Raw genomic sequence first — 15216 nt, 5'->3', positions numbered from 1 at the left:
TGTGAGTCGTATTCGTTCTGACTCTCCAGAACCATACGGATGGCCCGCTGGCGGACCTCAGGGGAAAAACGCGTATTTTTAGTCATCCTGTTTGCCTCTTTCTCAAGGAGTTTAGTCTCCAGGATTTCCGGGGCGGTTCAGAGAGAGATAAAATGCATTAGCCGGGCTTTCTTTTAAGGCGATCAACCGGATGGGTTTCGCCGAAGCGCTGGCCTGTGCCTTCAGGCCTTTTATCACCATGCTTCCGATTCCTTTCCCCTGAAATTGGTTTTTAATATAGAAGTGATCCAGATAGAAATATTCAGGGTAGGTTCTGAGCACATAGAAACCCGCAATTTCATCCCCCAGGGAAAGGATGAAGGTATCATTTTCTTCAAACGTAGAAAGAAAACGATCTCGCGCTCTGACGGGATCAAACCTGTTCAGCGCTTCCAGGCTGGCCAGCATTGATTCAACGCGTATATCAGCCAGCATCTGTGCATCGCCGGGGGAAGCGGAGTAAACATTCAGATCTGTTAGCGGCAAATTAACCAAGAATGCACCTGTTTTTATCAATGATTAACAAGGGCCGAAGAGAAGAAATAATAAGCGAATAAAAGATATTTTCCCCCTACCATTTTTTGGGAGCCGCATTCCATTTATCCGACCCTTTTCCCAGCCAATCCCTACCGAGCGGTATAATACCCGCATGAAGTAAGCAGTTTTCAGCAGTAAGAGTAGAAGTAAAGAACAGAAGAAAAGAACCAAAAGAAGCGCGATTAAGGCAGGCGGCAACCCGCCCTAACCGCTAATCACAACCAACTAAACGAGCGAGAGTTGATTATGACTAACGAGCATAGTAAGCCAGAGAAGCACATCCCCACAACAACAAGGGCTTATACTGTGGGCTACATTCGAGATTCGAAAAAACTCCAGCCCTCACCCGCCATAACGTTAAATGGGTTCTGGCTTGCGGAAGCGGGTTTTGATACGGGCACAAGCGTGGAGGTGCGGGTTCTGCCGGGCTGCCTGATATTAACGGCCAAAGAGCCGCAGCCGCCGGTGGAAGAGCCGGAGATCATGCAAACGCTGCGCAAGGTGTGTCAGCTTTCCGCCCGCAGGCAGAAGCAGGTCAAAGCGTTTATCGAGGACGTTATCGCGCCGAAGCCGCGGGGAGTCTAGCGGATGACGCCAACCCCGGTTTCATCCCGGGGTTTATCGTCGGGTATAAGCCAAAGCATAAAGCGGGTTGCCCGTGCGGAGAAAGCTTCAGGCCCCATAGCGGTTCCCATCGTGAGCCACCTGCCTGCGCCACACGCCCGGCGCAATACCGTACTGGCGCTTGAAGCTGCGGTTGAAAGACTGCTGCGAGTCAAAGCCCAGGGAGATCGCCACGTTCAGGATCGGCTCTTCGGTGCGGCTCAGGCGCTCGGCGGATTTCTTCAGCTTTTGCGCGCGAATGTACTCGCCCAGGTTGTAGCCGGTGTGCTGCTTGAAGATCCGCTGCAGGTGCCACTTCGAGTACCCTGCCCGCTCGGAAACGGTGTTGATGTCGAGGCGGCTGTCGAGGTGGTTATCAATCCAGCCGAGTAAATCATGCATGAAGGCATCGGTGCTCATTGTCTCTCTCCCCTGCGGGTTTGTTAAAAGCATCTTTATCAGTTGCATTTAAAGTTGACCTGCTTTTACCAAAATTGCAAGTTTTATTGTTACATTAAATCCTCGTTACAAATGGGCCTTTTCGCAAAGGCTCAAATAGCACATAAAGTGCAACAATTATTCTTGCACTTAGTTCTACGCCTTCCTACAATCGCCGCGATACTGTATTCGTAATTGATACACATTTTGTGCCGATGAGCGACACAAATGGCCTCAGGTCAGCCCGGACAAAGGAAGTGGCGCGGCACCCTCCGCTGCGTCTTGCCCGGCCGACTTCAACTATCGGAATAAGAATAATGAGCCTGCAAAAACATTGGGTTAGCCTTCATCTGCGCGTGTTGGGGCCGGTACTGCTTGCCGCGCTGCTCGCCGGATGCGACCGGGGAGTCGCACAAAACGCCGTGCCGCAGGCACCTGCCGTCAGCGTCGCCGACGTGGTGGTGAAACCCGTCAGCCAGTGGGATAGTTTTAACGGCCGCATCGAGGCGGTGGAAAGCGTTCAGCTCCGCCCCCGCGTCTCCGGCTACATCGACAAAGTGAACTACACCGACGGCCAGGAAGTGAAGAAAGGTGAAGTCCTGTTCACCATCGACGACAGAACCTACCGCGCCGCGCTGGAACAGGCGCAGGCGGCGTTGATGAGAGCCAAAACCCAGGCCAGCCTCGCCCGCAGCGAAGCCAGCCGCACCGACAAGCTGATCGGCACCAACGTCATTTCCCGCGAAGAGTGGGAACAACGCCGCTCCGCAGCCACCCAGGCCGACGCCGATATTCGTGCGGCCCAGGCGGCGGTTGATGCGGCCCAGCTTAACCTCGACTTCACCAAAGTCACCGCCCCGATCGACGGCCGCGCCAGCCGCGCGCTGATCACCAGCGGTAACCTGGTCACGGCGGGCGACAGCGCCAGCGTGCTCACCACCGTGGTGTCTCAGAAGACGGTTTATGCCTACTTCGACGTGGATGAATCCACCTACCTGCACTACCAGAACCTCGCCCGCACCGGCCAGGGCGCATCCAGCGACCATAAGGCGCTGCCGGTAGAAATTGGCCTGTCCGGGGAAGAAGGCTACCCGCACCAGGGCAAAGTGGATTTCCTCGACAACCAGCTCACCGCCAGCACCGGCACCATCCGCATGCGTGCCCTGCTGGATAACGCCCAGCGTCAGTTCACGCCGGGGCTGTTCGCCCGCGTTCGCCTGCCGGGCAGCGCGGAGTTCCAGGCCCTGCTGATCAACGACAAAGCGGTGCTGACCGACCAGGACAGAAAATACGTTTACATCGTGGATAAAGACGGCAAGGCACAGCGCCGCGACATCACGCCGGGCCGCCTGGCTTCCGGGCTGCGCATCGTGCAGCAGGGGCTGAACCCTGGCGATAAAGTCATCGTCGACGGGCTGCAAAAAGTGTTTATGCCGGGCATGCCGGTGAACGCCAAACCTGTCGCAATGGCCGCCACCAGCGCTGCCGTTAACTGATCCCTTACCAGAGAATCCGACGCATGGACTTTTCCCGCTTTTTTATCGACAGGCCGATTTTTGCCGCGGTGCTGTCGATTCTGATTTTTATTACGGGGCTTATCGCGATCCCGCTGCTGCCGATCAGTGAATACCCGGACGTCGTGCCGCCAAGCGTGCAGGTCCGGGCAGAATACCCTGGCGCCAACCCGAAAGTGATCGCTGAAACCGTGGCGACGCCGCTGGAAGAAGCGATCAACGGCGTCGAAAACATGATGTACATGAAATCGGTCGCCGGTTCCGACGGCGTGCTGGTGACGACCGTGACCTTCCGTCCTGGCACCGACCCGGATCAGGCGCAGGTCCAGGTGCAGAACCGCGTTTCCCAGGCCGAAGCTCGCCTGCCGGAAGACGTTCGCCGCCTCGGCATCACCACCCAGAAACAGTCGCCAACGCTCACCCTGGTGGTGCATCTGTTCTCGCCGAACGGCAAGTACGACTCGCTGTATATGCGTAACTACGCCACCTTGAAAGTGAAGGACGAACTCGCGCGCCTGCCGGGCGTCGGGCAGATCCAGATTTTCGGCTCCGGCGAATACGCCATGCGCGTGTGGTTAGATCCCAACAAAGTGGCGGCACGTGGCCTGACGGCTTCTGACGTGGTCACGGCGATGCAGGAACAGAACGTGCAGGTCTCTGCCGGTCAGCTCGGGGCTGAGCCGCTGCCAAAAGCGAGCGATTTCCTGATCTCGATTAACGCCCAGGGCCGCCTGCACAGCGAAGAAGAGTTCGGCAACATCATCCTGAAAACCTCGCCGGACGGCTCGCTGGTTCGCCTGCGCGACGTGGCGCGTATCGAGCTGGGTTCCGGCAGTTATGCCCTGCGCTCCCAGCTGAACAACAAAGATGCGGTCGGGATCGGTATCTTCCAGGCGCCTGGCGCCAACGCTATCGATCTGTCTAACGCCGTACGCGCCAAGATGGCCGAGCTGTCCACGCGCTTCCCGGAAGACATGAAGTGGGCGGCACCTTACGACCCAACGGTCTTCGTGCGCGACTCCATCCGGGCGGTGGTGCAAACCCTGCTGGAAGCCGTAGTGCTGGTTGTAATGGTCGTTATTTTGTTCCTGCAAACCTGGCGCGCGTCGATTATCCCGCTGATTGCCGTCCCGGTTTCGGTGGTGGGGACGTTCAGCATTCTTTACCTGCTTGGCTTCTCGCTGAACACGCTGAGTTTGTTCGGGCTAGTGCTCGCCATCGGCATCGTGGTGGATGACGCCATCGTGGTGGTGGAGAACGTCGAGCGTAACATTGAGGAAGGGCTTGCCCCGCTGCAGGCGGCGCATCAGGCCATGCGCGAGGTGTCCGGGCCGATTATCGCTATCGCCCTGGTGCTGTGCGCGGTGTTCGTGCCGATGGCGTTCCTTTCCGGCGTGACCGGGCAGTTCTACAAGCAGTTCGCGGTGACCATCGCCATTTCGACGGTGATCTCGGCGATTAACTCCCTGACGCTCTCCCCTGCGCTGGCGGCGCTGCTGCTGAAGCCGCACGGCGCGCCGAAGGACATGCCGACCCGGCTGATCGACCGCCTGTTCGGCTGGCTGTTCCGGCCGTTCAACCGCTTCTTCCACCGCAGTTCGGAAGGTTATCAGGGGCTGGTCGGCAAAACGCTTGGCCGCCGTGGCGCCGTGTTCGCGGTGTACGTGCTGCTGCTTTGCGCCGCCGGGGTGATGTTCAAAACCGTACCGGGCGGGTTTATTCCTACTCAGGATAAGCTCTACCTGATCGGCGGCGTGAAGATGCCGGAAGGCTCCTCGCTGGAGCGCACCGACGCGGTGATCCGCAAGATGAGCGAAATCGGCATGAACACCGAGGGAGTGGATTATGCGGTGGCGTTCCCCGGCCTCAACGCGCTGCAGTTCACCAACACGCCGAATACCGGCACGGTGTTCTTCGGCCTGAAGCCGTTCGGCGAGCGGAAACATACCGCCGCGCAAATTAACGCCGAGATCAACGCTAAAATCTCGCAAATCCAGGAAGGCTTTGGCTTCTCGATCCTGCCGCCGCCAATTCTGGGGCTGGGCCAGGGATCCGGCTACTCGCTGTATATTCAGGACCGGGCGGGCTTAGGCTACGGGGCGCTGCAGACCGCGGTGAACACCATGTCTGGCGCGATCATGCAAACGCCGGGGATGCACTTCCCGATCTCCACCTACCAGGCGAACGTCCCGCAGCTGGATGTGCAGGTCGATCGCGACAAAGCCAAAGCGCAGGGCGTGTCGCTGACCGACCTGTTCGGCACGCTGCAGACCTATTTAGGGTCGTCCTACGTGAACGACTTTAACGAGTTTGGCCGCACCTGGCGCGTGATGGCCCAAGCCGACGGGCAATTCCGCGACAGTATCGAAGACATCGGGAACCTGCGTACCCGCAACAATCAGGGCGAAATGGTGCCGATCGGCAGTATGGTGAAAATCACCACTACCTACGGGCCGGACCCGGTGATCCGCTACAACGGCTATCCGGCGGCGGATCTCATCGGGGATGCGGACCCACGAGTGCTCTCTTCCGCTCAGGCGATGACAAAACTGGCCGCGATGTCTGGCCAGGTGCTGCCGAACGGGATGAACATCGAATGGACGGATCTGAGCTACCAGCAGGCAACCCAGGGCAATACGGCGATGATCGTCTTCCCGGTGGCGGTGCTGCTGGCGTTCCTGGTGCTCGCCGCGCTGTATGAAAGCTGGACCCTGCCGCTGGCGGTGATCCTGATTGTGCCGATGACCATGCTGTCCGCGCTGTTCGGCGTCTGGCTGACCGGCGGCGACAACAACGTGTTCGTGCAGGTCGGGCTAGTGGTGCTGATGGGCCTGGCCTGTAAGAACGCCATCCTGATCGTCGAGTTCGCCCGCGAGCTGGAGATGCAGGGCAAAGGCATTATGGAATCTGCGCTGGAGGCCTGCCGCCTGCGTCTGCGCCCGATCATCATGACCTCCATCGCCTTTATCGCCGGGACTATCCCGCTGATCCTGGGCCACGGTGCAGGCGCAGAAGTGCGCGGCGTGACCGGGGTGACGGTGTTCTCGGGCATGTTAGGGGTGACGCTGTTTGGTCTGTTCCTGACGCCGGTGTTCTACGTCACGCTGCGTAAGCTTGTTACGCGCGGCAAAACACAGGCCAAAACTATCGAGGCGTGAAACGAATAAAACGGGCGGTGCATGACCGCCCGATATACTCGTCATACTTCAAGCCGCAGGTGCGTTAGCTGCACCCGCTCACCTCAGTCACATAGTTAGCTATGCTCCTGAGGATTCCCGGCCTTGCCGCCTTCCTGCAACTCGAATTATCTAGAGTATCTACAATAAAAAAAACCGCCTTTCAAAGAGGCGGTTTTTTTATTTCTACGGAAGGTGATTACGGGGCTTAGTGGCCTTTTTTGTACAGCGCCTCAAGCTCGGGCACCGGCTGGCAGCCGCTGGTATCGCTCTTTTTCACTTTCTCTAACGCACTTGCCACGGTATGGCGAGCCAGCACCGCCAGAGACGCCTCTTCGGCTTCTTCTGCAACCGTTTTGAAGTACCAGCAGGCGTTAGCGCTGACCACGCAGCGGGCAGGCACGTCCGGGCGGGACGCCCAAATCTTTTTGTCTTCGATAACCGAAAGGTAAATATCTCGCAGGGTTATCTCTTCGGCCGGGCGGCCAAGATGAATGGAACCGTTGCGCCCCAGCGTCGAGACAATAATGCCGTCACGCGTGAGGGGAACCATCAGTTTACGGATAAAGCTCGGGTTAGCTTCCAGGCCATAGGCCAGGATGGCGCTGGTCGAGCGTTCACCCATTTGCTCCGCCATCGCTACGCTGAGAACCATCTGCAAAGCTGTCGGGAAGCGGTAATCTAACATTTCATTTTCCTGGGTCGCGGTGAATCTTGTTCTTTTTGGCACCGCTAGGTGAATAATCAATGAGCAACAATATAACAAATGTAGCGTTTTTTTTGAAGCAATCTGAGCTTTAGCTGGGAGCCAGCTCAAAATAACCGAAAGCTCAGTTTTAATAAGTTACGGGACTAAACTATTCAAAAAAAATTCTGGCAGGGCGGTAAATTAATTCAAGCGTTTGCCATACTGAATAATAAGTCATGTCACAGAAGATCAAATAGATCGCTTATTGATGCTCAAATAATTTCTCAATCGAGCGGGTCGGATAAAAAAGCGAATTGCTGTTTTTTCCCACCAGCGGAATAAACCCTAATTTTTGATAAAAGCGCTTCGCATTGTCGTTAATGGCATCGACAAAAATCCCATGAACGCCCACCGCTTGCGAAGCTAAATAAACCACCTTCATCGCATGCGCCACAAGCGTTGAACCCCATTCCTGGCCCTGCAGATCTTTGTGGATCGCCAGCCGCCCCAGCGTTACGCTGGGGACATTGGCATAAGGGATTTTTCGCTTCTGGGTGTTTGACGGCAGCGCCTCTTTTTCAAAGCAGCTGCCGGACAAAGTGTAGTAACCCAGCACTTTGGGATTGGCGTCCTTTGTCACAAGAAGATAGCCGCGTAAAAAGCGGCCATTATGCTGCCGGACAAAATGATCGGTGAGAAACGCATTCAGAGAAGCTTCACCGCAGTCGAAGCCGCGAAAATCATACGCAGTTTGTTCTGAAAATAATTCAATCATCAGGTCTGCCACGGCTCACTCCATGTCTTTCAGACGCCTTGCTGCACGTTTTAGCCTGTCATCCGGTTCAGGCGGGTTGCTGATAGCATCCATCACAAGGTTCCACGATGCTTCACTGAGCACCAGACGGCGATGTCGTTCGATCACTTCCGCAGCGCGTTCCAACGCACAGGCAACCATAAACTGAGTGATCGTCTGGTTAGACATGGCCGCAGCCTCTTCGATCATGCTTTTGTCGTCGTCGCTTAATCTAAGATCGATACGCTGTTTTTTTAAAGCTGGCATCCTGTATTTACTCCCGTACTGCCGCAGGTGTCAGCAGTACGATAAAATCAATGAACAACTTAAGGCTAGCCACTTAAATATGTACGGAAACATTCCGTACAATGACGATATGCTCATTGGCGCAAATTTTCAACAAATAATCTCGACCGTCCTCAAATCCTGCCAGATCGTCGCACCTAAAAATCCCGTTATAACGGCCCCACCTTCCCGCAACGGGCCTATACTTATCGGCGACACTTTTCCGCACGTTCTGTTCTGCATGCACCGATTTATGCGAGATAACGCTATGGAATTAAAGGATTATTACGCCATCATGGGCGTGAAACCGACGGACGAACTCAAAACCATCAAAACCGCTTACCGCCGCCTGGCGCGCAAATATCACCCCGACGTCAGCAAAGAGCCCGACGCAGAAGCCCGCTTTAAAGAAGTGGCTGAAGCCTGGGAAGTGCTGAGCGACGAGCAGCGCCGCGCCGAATACGACCAGATGTGGCAGCATCGCAATGACCCACAGTTTAATCAGCAGTCCCGCCAGGGCGGCGAACAGAGCTACAGCGCCCAGGACTTCGACGATATCTTCTCCTCTATGTTCGGCCAGCAATCCCGCCAGTCGCGCAGGCCGCAGGCCGCCCGCGGGCATGATTTAGAAATCGAAGTCGCGGTATTCCTCGAAGAAACCCTCGCTGAACATAGCCGCACCATCAGCTACGCGCTACCGGTGTACAACGTGTTTGGCATCGTCGAGCGGGAAATCCCTAAAACGTTGAACGTGAAAATCCCGGCGGGCGTCGGTGACGGGCAGCGCATCCGCCTAAAAGGCCAGGGTACGCCCGGTGAAAACGGCGGGCCAAATGGCGACCTGTGGCTGGTTATCCACATTGCTCCTCATCCGTTGTTCGATATAGTCGGCCACAACCTGGAAGTCGTGGTGCCGCTCGCGCCGTGGGAGGCCGCGCTGGGTGCGAAGGTCGAAGTACCAACGCTCAAAGACAGCATTCTGATGACCATTCCGGCTGGCAGCCAGGCCGGGCAGAAGTTGCGCATCAAGGGCAAAGGGCTTGTCAGCAAACAGCACACCGGCGACCTGTTCGCGGTAATTAAAATCGTGATGCCACCTAAGCCGGACGAAAATACCGCCGCTCTCTGGCAACAGCTGGCAGACGCCCAGTCGGTATTCAACCCACGTAAGGACTGGGGGAAAAATAATGGCTAACGTCACCGCCACTTTTACCATCACCGAATTCTGTCTGCATATCGGCATTCAGGAGGATGAACTCAATGAAATCGTCGGGCTGGGCGTCGTCGAGCCCTACGATTTTGACATCAAGCCGTGGCAGTTTGACGACCATGCGATTAACGTGGCGCAGCGTGCGTTACGGCTAAGACGAGAGCTGGCGCTGGACTGGCCGGGCATCGCCGTGGCCCTCACGCTGCTGGAAGAGAATGAACGTCTGCGTCAGGAGAATCGCCTGCTCATGCAGCGAATCGGGCGCTTTATTCGCCATCCATAAACGTGGCTTGCGGTGGAATATTCAGCAGAATATATCTCTTAACCGGGAATATCCTGATTCATTTAGGATAATTACCTAAGGCATCCCCCGCTTCGCTGTGCCAGGCTTATACACGGTCATAAGGACTGATAACGTTTGTTGAGGATATTATGAAAAAAACGATCATCGCTTTATCTGCAATTCTGCTGGCTGCCCCTGTTTTTGCCGCGACCACTACACACGCAACAGATGAGACCGTCGCCGCGGCGCACGAAGGCGCTAACACCGCCAAAGAGAAACTGCACCAGGCAGAGAACAAAGGTGAAGAGCTGAAGCTCAAGTCTAAACATGCCGCTGAAGGTAAGAGCGACAGCACGGGCAGCAAGATAAGCGAAGGCTCCCAGAAGGCCTGGCACAAAACCAAAGAAGGCACCGAGAAGGGTTGGGACGCAACCAAAGAAGGCGCTGAAAAAGGCTGGGATAAGACCAAAGAAGGCGCGTCTGACCTGAAGAAAAAAGTCAGCGAATAATTCGCTTCCTGCCTGAAAAAGCCGCGTTAGCGGCTTTTTTTTATGCCCGCGGCCCTGGCCTTATGTCATAAGAAAATCGAATACGGCCCGTTCTGAACCCTCGCTATACTTTGAAAAAAACTCATTGCCAGGGATTTCAATGTTTAGCATAACCTCCGTTTCTCCCTCTTCACCTGCCCTGCAGGCGCTGGTTACCGAGCTAGATGCATTCCAGGAGCAGCTCTATCCGGCCGAAAGCAACCACTGCATCGAATTGACGGCCGTTGCTGAAGACAAAATTAGCTGTCTGCTCGTCCATAACCAACAGGCCGAAGCCGTCGGCTGCGGCGCGATTCTTTTACAGGATAACGGCGAAGCGGAGCTTAAACGGATTTTCATCAGGCCATCTTACCGGGGCTTTAAACTTGGCGAGAAGATTGTTAGCGAGCTGGAGGCGGTGGCGCGCCAGGCCGGCTGTAGTACATTGCGGCTGGAAACCGGTATCCACCAGCAGCCAGCCATCAGGCTTTACCAGAACTGCGGCTACACAATATGTGAAGCCTTTTCTCCCTATCAGCCCGACCCGCTTAGCGTTTTTATGGTGAAGCGCCTATAACGCTCGTCAGCCGCCGAGAAAGAATGCTTTCACATGACGTGAAAGCATTACCGGCTAAACGTCAGGTATGCAGGGTTACGCTCTCGTCCACGCTCTGACGCCACATGCGTACATTGCCCGAAGGTGCATTCGGATCGGCATAGCCGAAGGAAATACCAAACAGCAGACGATATTCGTCAGACACCCCCAGGATCCTACGCGTCTCATCGGCGTGGAAGCCGAGAAGCGTTTGGGGAATGCCGGCAAAGCCGCGTGCGGTGAGCGACAGCAGGAAGCTCTGGCCATACATCCCAATGTCTGATGCCACGCGGACGTTATCCCCAAAGGACGGCATAAACAGAAACGCGACGTGCGGTGCGCCGAAAAAATGATAATTACGCAGATAAGCTTCCCGACGTCTCTCTTTATCCTCACGAGCAATGCCCAACGCGTCATAGTAAATCTTCGCCTGTCGCTGACTGCGGTCGTAGTAGTCCCCGTGGAAATCGTCGTAGCTGAATGAAAAGTCCGGGGTCGCATTGCCTGCACTGTCGTTCTCTATCATCATCTTTTGCAGCGCGTCTTTGGTGGCGCCAGAGGCAATATGCACGTTCCATGGCTGGGTGTTGCAGTTAGACGGCGAATATTGCGCATCCTGCAAAACGGCGCGAATTTGCGCGTCGGTCAGCGGTGTTGGCAGAAACGCGCGTGATGAAAAACGCTGGCGAACCGCCTCATCAAAAGCCAGAACCTGGTTGCTCATACTATCCTCTCTGTTTATTGCCCGGCCCGGTGCCGGGAAGATCTGCTGCGAAGGATGTTAGCGCTGCCGGACATAGCAAAAAACCGTATAATTCCGCAAAGACCTTTGCGGAAATTGCATAAATGAAAGATCTGAGCCAGATAAATGCCCGCTCGATGCGCCTCTTCCTTGCGGTCATTGGTGAAGGCAGTTTTTCCGAAGTGGCCCGCCAGGAAAATCTCTCGCCCTCGTCCGTTTCACGCACCGTTTTCCAGCTCGAGCAATCTCTGGAAACGCAGCTGCTTTATCGCAATACGCGGGCCGTTGCCGCAACCGATGCAGGAAATATCTACGCCGCAGCGTTCAGAGAGATGCTGCTCCAGCTTGAGCAGGCGCAGAACCAGATAGGCGAGCGCCGTCAGGCGCCCGGCGGCGTATTGCGTTTCAACGCCCCGATATCTTTCGGGCTACGTCATATCGCGCCCTGGGTGGCCGAATTCAGCGAGCGCTACCCGGCATTGAGGCTGGAACTTAATCTTACCGACAACTACATCGATCCGCTGGCGGACGGCACGGACCTGCTGTTGCGTATCGCCCCGATGCAGGACAGCTCGCTACACGGGCGATTTATTACCCGCCAAAGCGCTTATCTGGTTGCCAGCCCGGCCTACCTCACGCGCTACGGTTATCCGCAAACACCGGAAGATTTGCATCGCCACAGGCTGCTGGCCTACCGTGGACTGATGGGCCTCCAGCGCTGGTACTTCACAAAAGGCGAAGAGAAGCAGCAGCTGATGCCGGAGCCTAAAATCGTCTCCTGCAATGCCGAGCTGCTGGTTAAAGCGGCTGAAGAGGGGGCAGGGATTGTGCTGTTCCCGGACTGGCAGATAAGCGACGCGCTACGGGCAAAACGCCTGCTCCCGCTGATGACCGATTACACCGCGTCCTACAGCGCCACCGATCATTCACTCTATATGCTATACCCCGGGGGACACTTTCCCTCGTTGAACACCCGCACCGCGATCGATTTCTTTATGGCGAAATTCGGCTCACCGCCTTACTGGCAGAACGTTTAGCGGCCCTGCCGGTAAGGCGGATGGCTAAACGTCCCACGCGAGCGGCAGGCTGTTCAAAACTTGCCCACCTCACCATTCACTCTTATAATAAGAGCAATGAATCACTACTTGCTGAACCGCAGGCCGTTATCCGGCTGTTCGCGAATCACGTTGATAAAAAATAAGGAACGCCATGCGCTCGAAAGGGTTTGAAGGGATGACCTGCTCAGTCGCTTGCGTGATGGGAGCATTAGGCGACCGCTGGGGAATGCTGATTATGCGCGACCTGTTTTTAGGGCTCGGCCGCTATGAGGACTTTCGTCGCTCCAGCGGCGTCACTAACGCCACGCTGTCCGACAGGCTGAAAGCGCTCAAGGCGCAAGGTCTGATAACCCGGCAGCGCTACCAAACTCGGCCGGATCGCCACGAATACCTGCTCACCGAAAAAGGTCGCGATATTGGTCTGGTGCTGATGAGCATGATGCAGATCGGCAGCCAGTGGAATTTGCCGGGTCTGGAAGGGCCTGCGCTTTACCTGGTGGACGGCAGCAGCGGGCACAAAGTAAAGGTGGCCCTGGTAGATACCGAGACCGGGCAGCAGGTTTCACCGCAGGATGTCATGGTGACGTTAGGGCCCGGAGCCGACGAGCTCACCCGCTGGCGATCGGCGGGTCGAATCAGAAAACCTGAACCCAGCGAAAGCGAAACCGGGCACGATCAACGTAAAACGTAGCGAGAAATGTGATGAAAATACTGGTGGTTGGAGCAGGAGCAATCGGTGGTTATTACGGCGCGAGGTTAATTCAGTCGGGCGCCGACGTGACCTTTCTCGTTCGGCCAAAGCGCGCTGAACGGCTGGCAACACTGGGGCTACGTGTGGAAAGCAGCCTGGGCGATTTTAACGCGCCGGTTAACGCTGTGATCCGAGACGATCTGCGCCCGGACTACGATCTGATCCTGCTTAGCTGTAAAACTTACGATCTGCAGACGGCGATCGCGGATATTACGCCCGCCGTCGGGCCATCCTCCGTCATTCTGCCTTTTCTCAACGGCCTTTCGGTTTACGACGAACTCGACGCCCATTTTGGCCGCGACCGGGTGCTGGGCGGCGCGGCGTATATTGCCACCACGCTTAACGCCGACGGCGAGATAAAACATATGGGTGCGGCAGATCAGGTTGTTGTCGGCGCGAGGTCAGCGGCAACGCGCGACGCCGCTAACGCTTTTTATACGTTGTTAGCCTCGTCAGCAGGCGTGCGCGTGCTGTCGGATAACATCATGCAGGCGCTGTGGAATAAGTGGGTCATGCTGGCCTCCGGGGCGCTAATGAACTGCCTGATGCGCGGCAGCATCGGCGACATTCTGGCGACGCAGGACGGAGAAGCGCTGATGAAGCAGGCGCTCTCAGAAAGCCTCAGCGTGGCCGCCGCGGAAGGCTACCCCTTGCCGCCTGAGGAAATCACCAGCATCGAAAAACGCCTGCTGGATCCACAGTCCGCCTGGGCAGCCTCGATGATGCGCGACATTGCCAGCAACGCACCTCGCCTTGAAGGTGATGCCATCGTCGGCGACATGATTACGCGCGCGGCCCGGCACGGCCTGCACGTTGCGCTTTACCGGGCGGCATATTGCCATCTTCAGGTTTACGCCCACCAGCACACGCCGGGCGTAACGGCACAGCAGCCGTTTAAATAACGAGGCTGCCGGGCGCGAGGCGATAGCGCTTATTTCTCCAGCAGGCCCAGGCGAATAAAGCTTTCGGCAGTGGCGACAATGGCCTCTTCCGGAGAGCGCGGCGCCCAGCCGAGCAGGTTCACCGCTTTCGCGTTGGTGACGTTCATGTCCACCCCCAGCAGGGTCAGCGAACCTTTCATGCCCGGATTGTTGTGCGCCGCAAGGCGCACCATCCAGTCGGGAAGCGCAAGCGTTGAGACCTTACTGGCGGCTTCAGCGAGGTGTTTTCGCAGTATTTTCGCCACCTCAACCATCAGCAGGCTTTTGCCGGCGCTGGCCAGGAAGCGCTCGCCGTTTGCTGCGGAATGCGTCATGGCCAGGATATGTAAATCAGCAACGTCACGCACATCCACAAAACAGGAGTTGATGTTCGGGTTACCTTTTTGCCCGTCCAGCATGTTTTTCACCAGCCGCGTGGAGTGAGAAAAATCAGGCCCCAATACCGGCCCCATCACCGCAACCGGGTTAACCGACGACAGCTCAAGGCCACGCCCTTCATGCTCGATAAACGCCCATGCCGCTTTTTCCGCCAGCGTTTTCGATTTCTGATAGGGCCAGACTTTACCGGACACGTCGCTCCAGTCCGTTTCATCGAACGGGCGACGGTAGCTTGCAGGATGCCCGACGCCAACGGCACCAAAGGCGGAGGTCAGTACCACGCGCTTAACGCCCGCAAAGCTCGCGGCACGGAGCACCCGGAGATTTCCCTCCACCGCGGGTTTAATCCAGTCATCGTCGGTGGCGTGGTTGCCCGAAGGCGTCGGCGAGGCGCCATGCAGCACGTAGCGGCAACCGGCAAGGGCATCGGCCCAGCCTGCATCCACCATTAAGTCGGCAACGAAAAAGGAGAGACGATCGCCTGGCTCACAGCCCCCCTCCTTCAGATTTTTGAGCACTTCCGCTTTGCGGTCGGCGGTACGTACCGTGGTGCGAACTTGATAGCCTTTCGCCAGCAGCGCGATGATGCAGTGCTGAGCAATAAATCCGGTTCCGCCGGTAACCAATACGATCTCTTGTTTCATGCTCTCGTCCTCTG

The 15216-nt window shown here is 56.5% G+C and carries 17 protein-coding genes; 10 read left to right on the top strand and 7 right to left on the bottom strand.

Annotation, left to right across the window (positions count from 1 at the left end; genetic code table 11):
• Positions 1-111: 111 nt before the first annotated feature.
• Complete coding sequence (locus VGM55_RS25460) at positions 112-534, bottom strand: GNAT family N-acetyltransferase (protein WP_331637113.1); 423 nt, start codon at positions 532-534, stop codon at positions 112-114.
• 288 nt (positions 535-822) lie between these two features.
• Between VGM55_RS25460 and VGM55_RS25455 the strand changes: the two genes are divergently transcribed.
• Positions 823-1161: a SymE family type I addiction module toxin gene (locus tag VGM55_RS25455; RefSeq protein ID WP_331637112.1), complete on the top strand. Its 339-nt coding sequence runs from the start codon at positions 823-825 to the stop codon at positions 1159-1161.
• An 87-nt stretch (positions 1162-1248) separates the two neighbouring features.
• Here the strand turns inward: VGM55_RS25455 and VGM55_RS25450 are convergent, their stop codons facing one another.
• Positions 1249-1599 carry a helix-turn-helix domain-containing protein gene (locus VGM55_RS25450; protein ID WP_331637111.1) on the bottom strand — a complete coding sequence of 117 codons (351 nt, stop codon included), beginning with the start codon at positions 1597-1599 and terminating at the stop codon, positions 1249-1251.
• A gap of 335 nt (positions 1600-1934) precedes the next feature.
• On the opposite strand from VGM55_RS25450, the gene VGM55_RS25445 reads away from it, so the two are divergent.
• Together VGM55_RS25445 and oqxB are read left to right on the top strand one after the other, a co-directional pair.
• Positions 1935-3113, top strand: a complete 1179-nt coding sequence (locus VGM55_RS25445; RefSeq protein ID WP_331637110.1) for an efflux RND transporter periplasmic adaptor subunit — start codon at positions 1935-1937, stop codon at positions 3111-3113.
• A gap of 23 nt (positions 3114-3136) precedes the next feature.
• Positions 3137-6289: a multidrug efflux RND transporter permease subunit OqxB gene (gene oqxB, locus VGM55_RS25440; protein ID WP_331637109.1), complete on the top strand. Its 3153-nt coding sequence runs from the start codon at positions 3137-3139 to the stop codon at positions 6287-6289.
• 226 nt (positions 6290-6515) lie between these two features.
• Here the strand turns inward: oqxB and VGM55_RS25435 are convergent, their stop codons facing one another.
• The 3 genes from VGM55_RS25435 to VGM55_RS25425 all read right to left on the bottom strand — a co-directional run bounded on the left by VGM55_RS25435 (position 6516) and on the right by VGM55_RS25425 (position 8055).
• Positions 6516-6995 (bottom strand): RrF2 family transcriptional regulator, encoded by a 480-nt coding sequence (locus tag VGM55_RS25435; protein WP_061278067.1) that lies wholly within the window; start codon positions 6993-6995, stop codon positions 6516-6518.
• Between the two features lie 262 nt (positions 6996-7257).
• Positions 7258-7782, bottom strand: coding sequence for a GNAT family N-acetyltransferase (locus VGM55_RS25430; RefSeq protein ID WP_331637108.1), 525 nt, complete (start codon positions 7780-7782; stop codon positions 7258-7260).
• A 3-nt stretch (positions 7783-7785) separates the two neighbouring features.
• Complete coding sequence (locus VGM55_RS25425; RefSeq protein ID WP_331637107.1) at positions 7786-8055, bottom strand: DUF1778 domain-containing protein; 270 nt, start codon at positions 8053-8055, stop codon at positions 7786-7788.
• 286 nt (positions 8056-8341) lie between these two features.
• On the opposite strand from VGM55_RS25425, the gene cbpA reads away from it, so the two are divergent.
• The 4 genes from cbpA to VGM55_RS25405 all read left to right on the top strand — a co-directional run bounded on the left by cbpA (position 8342) and on the right by VGM55_RS25405 (position 10670).
• Positions 8342-9268: a curved DNA-binding protein gene (gene cbpA / locus VGM55_RS25420; RefSeq protein WP_154189547.1), complete on the top strand. Its 927-nt coding sequence runs from the start codon at positions 8342-8344 to the stop codon at positions 9266-9268.
• Complete coding sequence (gene cbpM, locus VGM55_RS25415) at positions 9261-9566, top strand: chaperone modulator CbpM (RefSeq protein ID WP_331637106.1); 306 nt, start codon at positions 9261-9263, stop codon at positions 9564-9566. Before cbpA ends, cbpM begins: the two co-directional genes overlap by 8 nt.
• A gap of 149 nt (positions 9567-9715) precedes the next feature.
• Positions 9716-10075 carry a hypothetical protein gene (locus VGM55_RS25410; protein ID WP_331637105.1) on the top strand — a complete coding sequence of 120 codons (360 nt, stop codon included), beginning with the start codon at positions 9716-9718 and terminating at the stop codon, positions 10073-10075.
• Positions 10076-10214: 139 nt separating this feature from the next.
• Positions 10215-10670, top strand: a complete 456-nt coding sequence (locus VGM55_RS25405) for a GNAT family N-acetyltransferase (RefSeq protein ID WP_154189544.1) — start codon at positions 10215-10217, stop codon at positions 10668-10670.
• 61 nt (positions 10671-10731) lie between these two features.
• Here VGM55_RS25405 and VGM55_RS25400 read toward each other — a convergent pair whose 3' ends face one another.
• Complete coding sequence (locus VGM55_RS25400; RefSeq protein WP_331637104.1) at positions 10732-11412, bottom strand: nitroreductase; 681 nt, start codon at positions 11410-11412, stop codon at positions 10732-10734.
• A 122-nt stretch (positions 11413-11534) separates the two neighbouring features.
• Between VGM55_RS25400 and VGM55_RS25395 the strand changes: the two genes are divergently transcribed.
• The 3 genes from VGM55_RS25395 (at position 11535) to VGM55_RS25385 (ending at position 14141) form a co-directional block, all read left to right on the top strand.
• The gene (locus VGM55_RS25395) at positions 11535-12467 is read left to right on the top strand and encodes a LysR family transcriptional regulator (protein ID WP_331637103.1); all 933 of its coding nucleotides are present in this window, start codon (positions 11535-11537) and stop codon (positions 12465-12467) included.
• Between the two features lie 172 nt (positions 12468-12639).
• Entirely contained in the window at positions 12640-13179 is a 540-nt protein-coding gene (locus VGM55_RS25390) for a helix-turn-helix domain-containing protein (protein ID WP_331637102.1), read from the top strand.
• A gap of 11 nt (positions 13180-13190) precedes the next feature.
• Positions 13191-14141: a 2-dehydropantoate 2-reductase gene (locus VGM55_RS25385; protein ID WP_154189540.1), complete on the top strand. Its 951-nt coding sequence runs from the start codon at positions 13191-13193 to the stop codon at positions 14139-14141.
• Positions 14142-14170: 29 nt separating this feature from the next.
• Here VGM55_RS25385 and VGM55_RS25380 read toward each other — a convergent pair whose 3' ends face one another.
• The gene (locus VGM55_RS25380) at positions 14171-15202 is read right to left on the bottom strand and encodes an SDR family oxidoreductase (RefSeq protein WP_154189539.1); all 1032 of its coding nucleotides are present in this window, start codon (positions 15200-15202) and stop codon (positions 14171-14173) included.
• Between the last annotated feature and the right edge of the window lie 14 nt (positions 15203-15216).

The sequence above is a fragment of the Cedecea sp. genome, from assembly GCF_036500665.1.
In the GTDB taxonomy this organism is placed as follows: Bacteria; Pseudomonadota; Gammaproteobacteria; order Enterobacterales; family Enterobacteriaceae; genus Cedecea.
This window is presented reverse-complemented; position numbering and strand designations above follow the sequence as displayed.

Coding starts and splice junctions, on each gene's coding strand:
- VGM55_RS25455 (WP_331637112.1), top strand. CDS start 823: ATGACTAACGAGCATAGTAAGCCAGAGAAGCACATCCCCACAACAACA.
- VGM55_RS25390 (WP_331637102.1), top strand. CDS start 12,640: ATGCGCTCGAAAGGGTTTGAAGGGATGACCTGCTCAGTCGCTTGCGTG.
- VGM55_RS25395 (WP_331637103.1), top strand. CDS start 11,535: ATGAAAGATCTGAGCCAGATAAATGCCCGCTCGATGCGCCTCTTCCTT.
- VGM55_RS25380 (WP_154189539.1), bottom strand. CDS start 15,202: ATGAAACAAGAGATCGTATTGGTTACCGGCGGAACCGGATTTATTGCT.
- cbpM (WP_331637106.1), top strand. CDS start 9,261: ATGGCTAACGTCACCGCCACTTTTACCATCACCGAATTCTGTCTGCAT.
- VGM55_RS25425 (WP_331637107.1), bottom strand. CDS start 8,055: ATGCCAGCTTTAAAAAAACAGCGTATCGATCTTAGATTAAGCGACGAC.
- VGM55_RS25445 (WP_331637110.1), top strand. CDS start 1,935: ATGAGCCTGCAAAAACATTGGGTTAGCCTTCATCTGCGCGTGTTGGGG.
- VGM55_RS25405 (WP_154189544.1), top strand. CDS start 10,215: ATGTTTAGCATAACCTCCGTTTCTCCCTCTTCACCTGCCCTGCAGGCG.
- VGM55_RS25435 (WP_061278067.1), bottom strand. CDS start 6,995: ATGTTAGATTACCGCTTCCCGACAGCTTTGCAGATGGTTCTCAGCGTA.
- VGM55_RS25385 (WP_154189540.1), top strand. CDS start 13,191: ATGAAAATACTGGTGGTTGGAGCAGGAGCAATCGGTGGTTATTACGGC.
- cbpA (WP_154189547.1), top strand. CDS start 8,342: ATGGAATTAAAGGATTATTACGCCATCATGGGCGTGAAACCGACGGAC.
- VGM55_RS25410 (WP_331637105.1), top strand. CDS start 9,716: ATGAAAAAAACGATCATCGCTTTATCTGCAATTCTGCTGGCTGCCCCT.
- VGM55_RS25400 (WP_331637104.1), bottom strand. CDS start 11,412: ATGAGCAACCAGGTTCTGGCTTTTGATGAGGCGGTTCGCCAGCGTTTT.
- oqxB (WP_331637109.1), top strand. CDS start 3,137: ATGGACTTTTCCCGCTTTTTTATCGACAGGCCGATTTTTGCCGCGGTG.
- VGM55_RS25450 (WP_331637111.1), bottom strand. CDS start 1,599: ATGAGCACCGATGCCTTCATGCATGATTTACTCGGCTGGATTGATAAC.